We start from the raw sequence: 10,271 nt of genomic DNA on the forward strand, positions 1-10,271 counted from the left end.
GGCCGTCTCGGTCTGCACGCCGCCGGTGATCGCGATGCGGCGTGCCGAGGCCGGAACCTGGGCCGAGCGGGGCAGGGTCACGCTGAGCACGCCGTTCCGGACGGTGGCCTCCGCCTTGTCCTCCTCGACCGCGAACGGCAGCGCGATCGTCCGCTCGAAGCGGCCGTAGGCGCGCTCCGTGTAGCCGCGGGCCGCGTCGCCCGTCTCCGAGCGCTTCTCGCCGCGCAGGGTGAGGACACCGTCCTCGATCAGCACCTCGACATCCTTCTCGTCGAGGCCCGGCAGCTCGGCTGAGACCCGCAGGCCCTGGTCCGTCTCGACGAGTTCGACGCTGGGCCAGCCGGCGCCGCCCCGGCCGAGGGCGGACGCGCCGTTCAGGCCGCTGAAGACGTCGTCGAACAGCCGGTTCATCTCGCGGTGGAGCGTCAGGACGGGGCTCAGCGGATCGGACCGCATCGGACCCGGCCCGGCGGCGCCCGCGCTGCGCGTCCAGGGAAGAAGATCTCTCACACTCATGGCTCACTCCATCAGCAGGGTTGACGTCCAAAGGTTTTTCGCGGGCCCGGAGGTCTTCACGGCACCCCGGGTCCGCGAGGGAGCGGATGTCCGAACGGGGCCGGGCTCGGTTCGCGCGGCGACCGGGCGGGGCATCAGGCGGCCTCGGGCTGTCCCCGGCCGCGAGCGCTGTCACCTGTCCGTGGGCCTTCGACGCTCCGAGCGCCGGGCCCTTGCGTTTCCCCCGGCTCGGCCTCCCCGATCCGGGCCGGCGCGTTATCCTGTCCGACGGCGCCCGGGGCCCCGCCGATGGCGATGCGGCGCGGCTTCAGAGCCTCGGGAACCGCGCGCCTGAGGTCGACGGTGAGCAGCCCGTTCTCCAGGGACGCCCCGAGCACGGTGACGTGTTCGGCGAGGTTGAAGGTCTGGCGGAACGACCGCGACGCGATACCCCGGTGGAGATACTGGCGCTCGTCCTCCGGGCCCGTCTTCTGGCCGGAGACCAGCAGGGTGGTGTCGTGCTGGACGAGGTCGATCTCGTCCGGCGTGAAGCCCGCCACCGCCATGGTGATGCGATAGCTGTCCTCGGCCGCCTTCTCGATGTTGTAGGGCGGCCAGGCCGTCGAGGCCTCGACCCGCTCGGCCTGGGTCAGCAGATCGAACAGCCGGTCGAAGCCGACCGAGGACCGGAACAGGGGTGACACATCGTAAGTCCTCATGACCACATCCTCCGTTGAGCAACGTGATGACGAGGGACGCCGGACGCGTGCGCCGGCGCCCTGATCGCGGGCCATCGAGCCCCGCACGCGCGAAACGTCGTCGCCTGCATGCGGTTCCGGGCCGCGATCGATTTTTCTAGGACTCGGTCCGCCCGGCACGGCGCCGGGGTCGCAGCCTGCACGACGAGCGGCCTGATAGGCGTAGAGGCGACGGCCAGCGGCCTCGGGGTGACCCTGCTCGGGCGCTCCTTCTTGAAGGCGGGCCTGCGGATCCTGCGGGCTCCCGCGCCTTGGCCGGCGCCGTCGATAACCGAGGTCGTGCTGATCGGTGAGGACCGCGCGGGCGCGCTCATGCGCCCCCTCATCGCCTTTCTGACCGAAAGCCTCGCGGGCAGCGACGCCCTCGCCCCGGCGGCCTGAGACCGGTCGGGAACGACGGCTGGCCCAGGGCGGCGGCCTCCCGTAAGCCTCCGGCCAGGATCGGGCACAGGGAGACGTTGCGATGAAGGTCGCCGTGATGGGGGCGGGGTCGGTGGGGTGCTATTACGGCGCCCTGCTGGCGCGCGCCGGGGCCACCGTCACCCTGGTCGGACGGGCGCTCCACGTGGACGCAATCCAGGCGCGCGGCCTCCTCTTGGAGACCGCGGCCGGGCAGGAGGCGGTGCGCCTGCAGGCCACGACCGAAGCGGCGGGGGTGGCCGGCGCGGACCTCGTGCTGTTCTGCGTCAAGTCCGGTGACACCGAGACGGTCGGCCGGACGATCGCCCCGTTCCTGGCACCGGACGCGGCGGTGTTGAGCTTCCAGAACGGCGTCGACAACCCCGAGCGGCTCCAGGCGGTACTCGACCGGCCGGTGGTGCCTGTGGCGGTCTACGTCGCGACCGGGATGCCCGGCCCCGGCCACGTCCGGCATTACGGCCGGGGCGACGTGGTGATGGGTCCGTTCCCCCGCAGCGCCGAGGTGGCCGCGCTCTTCGCCGCCGCCGGCGTCCCGACGGAGATCTCCGACCGCGCCCTCGACGCCCTCTGGGGCAAGCTGATCGTCAACTGCGCCTACAACGCCCTCTCGGCGATCACGCGGCTGCCCTACGGCCGGCTTCTCGGAGTACCGGGCATCGACGCCGTGATGACGGATCTCGTCGCCGAATGCGTCGCCGTCGCGCACGCGTCGGGCATCTCGGTGGCACCCGACATCCTGACCCAGGTCCTCGCCCTCGCGGCGACCATGCCGGACCAGATCTCCTCCACCGCCCAGGATCTGGCGCGGGGCAGGCCCAGCGAGATCGCCCATCTCAACGGGTTTATCCTGCACAAAGGCCAGGCGGCCGGGATCGCCACGCCGGTCAATCAGGCGCTGACGGCGCTTGTTCGGGCGCTGGAGGGCGGGGGCGATCCGGGTGTGTCCTGAACCGACAGCCAGGACAGCTCGCCGACCCGGGCAGTGGCGGGCCGGACCGGTTCAGGCCGCCGGTGCGTGCTCGCCCATCACGCGGGCAGACAAGCCCGCATCAAAGTGTAGGGCCTGGCTCCGGAACTGCGACGCGAGGCTCGGGTCCTGCGCGGCGACCAAGCGGCTCGCGGCGGCATAGGCGATGGCGGAGACCTGCCGCACCCGCGTGGCGTCTCTGCGATCGACGAGGGCCAGGATTTCATCGAGGCTCGCCGCGAGGCCCCAGCCCGTGTTCGTGAGGCGGGCCCCGCTGACGGCGGCGGCGCAGTGCGAGAAGAAGCTGACCGACGGCGCGAAGATCTGCCGAGCCTTCGAGAGCAGCAGCAGATCGGTGGCCGCACGCTGGTTCTCGGTGAGGTCGAGGCCGATGCTCGACGCGACGCGCGCGCGTCCGTAGCGATCAGCGAAGCGCTGCACCACATCCGCGTCCTCCGTGCAGACCAGGATGTCGCCCAACTGGCGCGACGCGTCGATCTGCCGGAAGAAGCCCGCGAGCGGTGTATAGCGCTGCAGGACCTGGACCATCCCGTCGTTGACGAGATGCTCGAGGTCGGCGCGATTGACGACGTCGAGGATGTCGCCACGGCGGACATGGACCGCGGTGCAGGTGGGAAGGTCAATACGTCTGCCGATTCGCCCGACCGCCTCAAGGACCGCTGCGCTCCAGTTCACCTTCGACCACGCAGCCGTGAGGGCGCTTCCGAGATCGATGTCGCTGGACATGAAGGTGATGAGCGGGCCCGGAAAATCGTAGAGCAGGTCCTCCGATTCTCCCAAGGCATCCAGTAGTTCGTCCGCGCTCAAACCGGCGAGCTGATAGATGGAATGGTACAGGCTTCGAAGCCTGACATCCGCGATCGCGTCGCTCCTCAGAATCACGCCGCGGAGGCCTGGATTCGTGTCGCGGAACAGGGTCCGATCGGCGAAGATGTCCAGGAGGAAATCCGGGTGCATCAGCCCGTAATCGGCATAGATGCTCGCGCCGCCCAGCGGAGCCCAGATCACCTTGAGCGGCAGGCCGAGATGTTCCGCCAGGATGCGGGCGTAGAGCGCCGAGAGCATGCGGGTGCCGAGGCCGTCGCCACGCGCGGTGTAGACTGCTTTCATCGGACGTCCATAACCTTGGAATCGGCGACAACCAAGGATCGGAACGCGTCGCTTCGGGAGTCGGCCTCCCAACATCGACCGGGTCCGCGCAGCGGCGTCACGGCTGCCGGGCTCTGCACGACCGCGACGGCCTCAGTTGCCGAGTCAAATCCGTGGGGGCGGTACCCGGTCCGGGCCTGCGTTGCCGGGTGCCAAGGGGGGGTGCTATCAGGCCACCGGTCTGCGCGAAGGCCTCGGCGCGGATGCGGTCGGCCCCCTTTCGATTCGCTCTGTCCAAGGCGTCAGAGCCTTCGGTCTTCGACTGGCGCGGCGCCCGCATCTCATTTTCACGGCAGGGTCTGGGATACGATGATTTTCTTGCGGAGAAGAAAATCTTTCCGACGGCATGTCGGCATGATCCGCAGGAGCAATCTGTTCAATCGGAAGTTCTACAGGAAGAGCTACGGTATCGGGCGCTACGTCAACGCCGAGAAGCACTTCCACACGATCGGCTGGAAGAAGGGCTTCCGGCCCTCACCGTTCTTCGACACGCAATTCTACCTGACATCCTACCGTGATGTGCAGGAGATCGGGATCAATCCGCTGATCCACTACCTCCTGGACGGTGGGCCCGAGCTGCGGCGCCCCACGGAAGACTTCGACCCGAAGGCGTTCTACGCCGCTCACCCGACCCTCGACGTCACCGCCAGGACCCCCGCCGAGCATTGCGTCGCGCTCTATGGGAGCTACCGCTGGCGCGAGGGCCCGGACGTCCCGCCGACGACCTCCGCGGCGGCGGAGGCGACGTTCCGGTCGGTTTTCGATGCCGGCTTCTACGAGAGCCACTATCCCGACGTTGCCGCTGCGAACATCGATGCGCTCCAGCACTTCATCCATTTCGGACAAGCCGAGTTTCGCGATCCGTCCTCCGCGTTCGAGTCCTTCTTCTATCACCGGAGGTTCGCGGCTCAGGAGAGCCGTGGACGGAGCCTGATCGACACCTACCATGCGCAGGTCCAACGGATCGCTCCGCAAACGGCGAGCGCCGAGTCGATCGCGGTCGACCTGAGGGACCGCCCCACCGAGACGACGGGACCCGCGCCGCGTCTCTGTGTTCACGCGCACTGCTTCTACCCGGAGCTGATCAAGGAGCTGATCCCGGGCTTCCACAACCTGCCGCCCGACGCCAGGATCGTCATCACCGCCGTCTCCGCGGCCGATGCGCAGTTCATCGCGCGCGCGATGCACCGCCATGCCGTGAGGCAGCCCACCGAGGTCCGCGTCGTGCCGAATCGCGGCCGGGACATCGGTCCCCTCCTGGTGGGATGCCAAGATGTCTGGCGCACCTTCGACGTCGTCCTGCATCTGCACACCAAGGTCAGCACCCACGTTTCCTGGGGCGAGGAGTGGCGCCTCTACCTCTTCGACCAGACCCTGGGATCGAAGGCGCTGGTGGACTGGGTCCTGGAGCGCTTCGCGGCGGACCCGACGCTGGGATGCCTCTACCCGCGCAATTTCCACCGCATCCGGGAATACGTGAACGTCGAGCAGAATAGCGCGGCGATCGACGCCTTCCTCGCCGTCCTCGGACTCCCGGCCGCTGCCGGAGCCCAACCGGACTACCCGGCCGGATCGATGGCCTGGTACCGCACCGCGGGCCTGGCGACGCTCGCGGACGCCCTGACGACCCTCGACCGGTTCGAAGCCGAGGCGGATCAGGTCGACCTGACCTTCGCGCATGCCCTGGAACGCATCATGCCGCTGGTGGTGCGCGCTTTCGGCTACGCGGTCCGCAACTACGTCACGGAACGCCGCGACCGCCTGATCCCGGTCTCAGGCCTTCCCGACCGGGAGAGCAGCCGCTGCCCGCCCGCGACGCTCTGGCCCCGGGACACGCCGCGGATCGCGCGGCGGCCGCCGCTTCCGGTGGCGCCGGTCAGCCGGCTCTACAACCCGGACGCCCTCGACGTGCACTGGATCGTGCCGTCCTTCGCCCAGGGCGGGGCCGGGGGCCACATGACGATCTTCCGTCTCGTCGAGTGGCTCGAACGCTTCGGGCACCACCAGACCCTCTGGTTTCAGAACGCCGCGCATTTCGACAACCAGGCGCAGGCGAAGCGCCTGCTCCAGACTTGGTACCGGCCCATCGGATCGCGGGTCCATGTCCGCTTCCTGCCGGACGACGTGCGCCAGATCTCGGCCGACGTGCTCATCGCCACGGATTGCTGGAGCGCCTATCCGGCCGCCCAGGTGCAGAACGTCAAGGAACGCTTCTACCTGATCCAGGACTTCGAGCCCTCTTTCCATGCGGCTGGGGATCTGAACCTGATCGCCGAGGCCACCTACGGTTTCGGGTTCGCCCATCTCTGCGCCGGAACCTGGCTGCTGGACCACATGCAAGCCCGTGGCGTCTGGGCGCGGGCCTGGGAGCTCTGTGCCGATCACACGGTCTATTCCGAGGGGGCGCCGCGGCCGGCCGTGGCCGCCCGGCCCATCCGGATCGCCTTCTACGCGCGGGAGCATACGCCGCGCCGGGCCGTCGCCCTCGGCTTCGCCGCGTTCGAAGCGTTGTCCGAGCGCGGATTCCCGTTCGAGGTCGCGCTGTTCGGCCAGGCGGACCTCGTGCTTCAGTATGCGTTTCCCCACGTCCAGCACGGCATCCTGACGCCGAAGGAACTCGCTGCGCTCTATCGATCCTGCGATCTGGGAGTCGTCTTCTCGACGACGAACTACTCGCTGATCCCGCTGGAGATGATGGCCTGCGGCCTGCCGGTCATCGAGATCGACACCGAGAGCACCCGGGCGATCTTCAAGAACGACGAGGTCACCTTTGCCAGCCCGATGCCCTACGCGATCGCCGACGCGATCGAGCGCCTCGCCTCGGATCCGGATCGCCAGGCCCTGCAACGGGCCCGCGGTCTCGCCTTCACGCAGGCGACGTCCTGGGAGCGGAGCGCCCGCGCGCTGGAGGCCGCCCTCTTCGAGCGGCTCGGCGAGACGGGGTTCACACCGGTCTCCGTCGCAACGCTTCCCGCGCCCGCCTCATTGAAAGGCACCCGTGCCACGGTCTTCATCCCGACCTACGATGCCGGGCCGGCCTTCGACAGCGTCCTCGACGCCCTCTCCGAACAGGTCTGCGACTTTCCCTACGACGTGCTCGTCATCGACAGCGGCTCGACGGACGGCACCGCCGAGCGCGTGCGGGCGCGCGGCGGCAAGTTCCGGGTCGAGACGATCGACAAGGCCGCGTTCCAGCACGGTCGGACGCGCAATCTCGGAATCGCCCGATCGGAGGGCGATTACGTCGCGCTGCTGACCCAGGATGCCTGTCCGAAGGACGCGCGGTGGCTGTCGGCCCTGATCGGCGGCTTCGCGCGGGGACCGCGCGTCGCGGGCGTGATCGGCCGGCACGACGCCTATCCGGACCACGATCCCTTCACCCGGCGCGATCTGCAGGAGATGTTCGACCGCCTCGCCCTCCTGCCCGATGCGATCGATCGCGAAACCGGCCTGCCGAGCTTTTTCTACCCGGGTGGCCAGAGCTGGGCGATGACCCTGCAGTTCTACTCGGACAATAATTCGGCGATGTCCCGGGAAGCCTGGAAGATCCTGCCTTATCCGGACGTCGAGTGGGGCGAGGACCAGATCTGGGCGGCCGAGGCCCTGAGGCTTGGCTTTCAGAAGGCCTATGTCGACGAGGCAGTGGTCTACCACTCCCACGCCTTCGACGTGACGCAGCAATACGCTGTCTCGGCGATCGAGGGGCGATTCTGGGCGGAGCGCTTCGGGATCGATCTGCACCCGGACGCGGAGGGGGCGATCCGCGGCATGGAAGAGCACGACCGGGCCTTCGCTCAAGAACAAGGCATTCCCGAGCGTGTCCTGCACCTGCGTCTCGACCAGAACCGCGCGACGGTCGAAGGACGATCCAACCGACCGCGAGCTTGACGCACGCGATGATCCGTTGCGACTGCGCGCTAGCCTGTTCCCAGATTTTTTATCCAGCTCGCGCGTGGCGCCGGACTTGAGACCCGCTTCAATGAAGCCAGAATTCTTTCTTTATGGCGCGGATCCGCGCTGACATCATCTTAGCCAACCGCGCCTTGCTGGGTATGGAACGGCGATAGAATAGCGTCCGCTCGATAAGGCTCCTGGCGCGGGGACCACGATCGCGGGCGGCGGCACGGAACTGCTGTACGGCACTGTCATGGATGGGCTCAGCCCATGTCTTGCCGGATGCGAGGTAGTACTGATCGGCCTCGACATCGACGATCTTGTAATCGACCGGGAAGCTGTTGTATTGATTCAGGAAATCGACATTGCCCGAATAATTCGTCGCAATTACCTTGCGGCCGAGGCAAATGGCTTCCGCCATGCCCATGCCGTATCCTTCCGAGCGATGCAACGAGACGTAGCAATCGCAACATGCGATCAGCGAGAGCATCGTCGCCCGATCTAAGTAATCCTCGATGAAAACGACCCGCTCATCGATGCTTTTCAACTCCTCGACCAGGCGTCGGTCGACGGACGAATTCACCGGATCGTTAGATTTGACCACGAGACCGACAGACGAATCGGTCGCCGGAAAAGCCGCCCGAAAGGCTCTCACGACCGCGAAAGGGTTCTTCCGATGGATCGACGAATTATAATCAAATGAAAATAGAAAGTAGAACTTTTCTTTTGAGAGACCAAATCGATCTCTCTTGAAACGACCCCGGCCGGTTACATTGACGTAAGGCGGCATGATTAGAATTTTTTTTTCGAAAACCTTCGCAACTGCATCATGCACGAACTTCGATGGAGCCCAGATTTCGTCGTAGAGGTTCAAGGCCTCAATTTTTTCCGACGGTATCTCCGAGAGCTCCCAGTACAGCTTCAGGACATTGTAAGAGGTGGCCTTGGATCCACCATGAACGTAGTTGATGGCGTGATCGATGTGATCGAGACCGAGTTCGAAGACGTTGATCTTGTGTCGACGATAGGTATCGTATTTCTCGGATTGAAACTTCGCCTCGTATCTGTCCACCGCGCCATGGCTGTAGGGATAGATCGAGTATCTGGAGGACGACCGACGGAAACACGTGACTGTGCCCCGGGTCGCAGTTCCCAGCCCAAGCTTCGATTCGACGTAACCGATGAACCGAACGTCATTCTTCGACAGAAGCGGATGCTTCCGGTCGAATATCTTGTCGACCTCCTTCAGATAGACGTTTTTGTTCAACTTTTTGACGGCATCCGCGACGGACGAATGGGTCGCAAAAAATTCCGCAGACGTTCGGTTTCCGCTCACCAACCGATTTTCAGACCAGCCGAACCGAATGAAATGATGCGCCGGGTGCATCCCACCCAGACTCACGTCCGGGTTCAAAGCGGAGTATTCTTCGAAATTGATGTTTTCGTTAAGAATTTTTAGTAATTCTTTGACACGCCAGGCCGAATAAATACGGTTTAGCATTGTAATCATGGGATACATTGCTGCCAGCTGATGACCCGGTACCCTGCCAGAACGAACGGGCCTTGCGCGAAAATTCCGTCCCTGGGGCAGTCCTTTAGAGCACCTCGACCGACCGATACAAATCAGCCGGTCCGGCGGCCTGGATTCCCATGCCGAGGTCCGAATTCCTGCCGTGCCGGAATCGGGCTCCCCGTCCACGACACGGCTTCGGTCCGCAAGGAGCTCCAGATCATTGTCCCTCGCGCATGGAAGAGCCTGCGAGGCCGCGACGGGCTCTCGGGCTCTCGGGCTCTCCGGCCGACCGGGGGATACGGACGCGCCCGCCGTCACCCGTCACGCCGGATCGGCCCTCATCGAACGCGATGCACCCAGCCGGGCTCGTTTCCCAAATCCCGAACGATAACGCTTCACCGGCGGCTGACGGGAAGTGGTTGCGATGGGCTTTCGACGGCACGGCCGGGACGGTCTCCCTGATCCACCGTGTCGCGATCCGCAGCGCGGCTGTCTAGCGCTCAGCCGAACGAGGCGACATTGCCTGAGCGCCCGTTGTCCGTCTCACCGTCCGTAGATATCTTCGACGCGGATGATGTCGTCCTCGCCGGTGTAGGAGCCGACCTGCACCTCGATGAGCTCCAGGGGGATCTTGCCCGGGTTGGTCAGGCGGTGCATCGAGCCGATCGGCAGGTAGATCGCTTCGTTCTCGTGCACCAGCACCACCGCCTCGTTGAGCGTGACCTCCGCCGTGCCCTTGACCACCACCCAGTGCTCGGCCCGGTGGAAGTGCTTCTGCAGCGACAGCCGTCCGCCCGGCGTCACCATAATCCGCTTGACCTGGAAGCGCTCGCCGATGTCGATCCGCTGGTACCAGCCCCAGGGCCGGTACATTCGCCGATGCGCGTCCGCCTCCGGGTGGCCCTGCGCGCGCAGGCGCGTCACCAAGTCCTTGACCTCGCCCGAGCGCGCCTTCGAGGTCACCAGCACGGCGTCGGGGGTCGTGACCACGACGACGTCGTCGAGCCCCACCACCGTCGTCAGGTGCTCGCCCTCGCTGTGGATCAGGCTGCCA

General features: G+C 66.1%; 8 protein-coding genes. 3 read left to right on the forward strand and 5 right to left on the reverse strand.

Features of this window, described 5'->3' with window-relative positions; all coding sequences use genetic code 11:
- Both ASF18_RS23265 and ASF18_RS20125 read right to left on the reverse strand, forming a co-directional pair.
- Nucleotides 1-516 (reverse strand): Hsp20/alpha crystallin family protein (locus ASF18_RS23265; RefSeq protein WP_082487818.1); only part of this gene is annotated, 516 nt, incomplete at its 3' end.
- A 134-nt stretch (nt 517-650) separates the two neighbouring features.
- Nucleotides 651-1,214 carry an Hsp20 family protein gene (locus ASF18_RS20125; protein ID WP_056354410.1) on the reverse strand — a complete coding sequence of 188 codons (564 nt, stop codon included), beginning with the start codon at nt 1,212-1,214 and terminating at the stop codon, nt 651-653.
- 108 nt (nt 1,215-1,322) lie between these two features.
- Between ASF18_RS20125 and ASF18_RS20130 the strand changes: the two genes are divergently transcribed.
- Together ASF18_RS20130 and ASF18_RS20135 are read left to right on the forward strand one after the other, a co-directional pair.
- Nucleotides 1,323-1,634 carry a hypothetical protein gene (locus ASF18_RS20130; protein ID WP_056354413.1) on the forward strand — a complete coding sequence of 104 codons (312 nt, stop codon included), beginning with the start codon at nt 1,323-1,325 and terminating at the stop codon, nt 1,632-1,634.
- 82 nt (nt 1,635-1,716) lie between these two features.
- Entirely contained in the window at nt 1,717-2,622 is a 906-nt protein-coding gene (locus ASF18_RS20135) for a ketopantoate reductase family protein (protein WP_056354416.1), read from the forward strand.
- A 51-nt stretch (nt 2,623-2,673) separates the two neighbouring features.
- On the opposite strand, the gene ASF18_RS20140 is transcribed toward ASF18_RS20135, so the two are convergent.
- Nucleotides 2,674-3,771 carry a hypothetical protein gene (locus ASF18_RS20140; protein WP_056354419.1) on the reverse strand — a complete coding sequence of 366 codons (1,098 nt, stop codon included), beginning with the start codon at nt 3,769-3,771 and terminating at the stop codon, nt 2,674-2,676.
- A gap of 393 nt (nt 3,772-4,164) precedes the next feature.
- Between ASF18_RS20140 and ASF18_RS20145 the strand changes: the two genes are divergently transcribed.
- Nucleotides 4,165-7,698 (forward strand): rhamnan synthesis F family protein, encoded by a 3,534-nt coding sequence (locus ASF18_RS20145; protein WP_056354422.1) that lies wholly within the window; start codon nt 4,165-4,167, stop codon nt 7,696-7,698.
- 88 nt (nt 7,699-7,786) lie between these two features.
- On the opposite strand, the gene ASF18_RS23950 is transcribed toward ASF18_RS20145, so the two are convergent.
- Nucleotides 7,787-9,205 (reverse strand): hypothetical protein, encoded by a 1,419-nt coding sequence (locus ASF18_RS23950; RefSeq protein WP_156650004.1) that lies wholly within the window; start codon nt 9,203-9,205, stop codon nt 7,787-7,789.
- 555 nt (nt 9,206-9,760) lie between these two features.
- A partial coding sequence (locus tag ASF18_RS24910) for a cupin domain-containing protein (protein ID WP_244472764.1) occupies nt 9,761-10,271 on the reverse strand: 511 nt, incomplete at its 5' end.

Source organism: Methylobacterium sp. Leaf89, assembly GCF_001422215.1.
GTDB lineage: Bacteria > Pseudomonadota > Alphaproteobacteria > Rhizobiales > Beijerinckiaceae > Methylobacterium.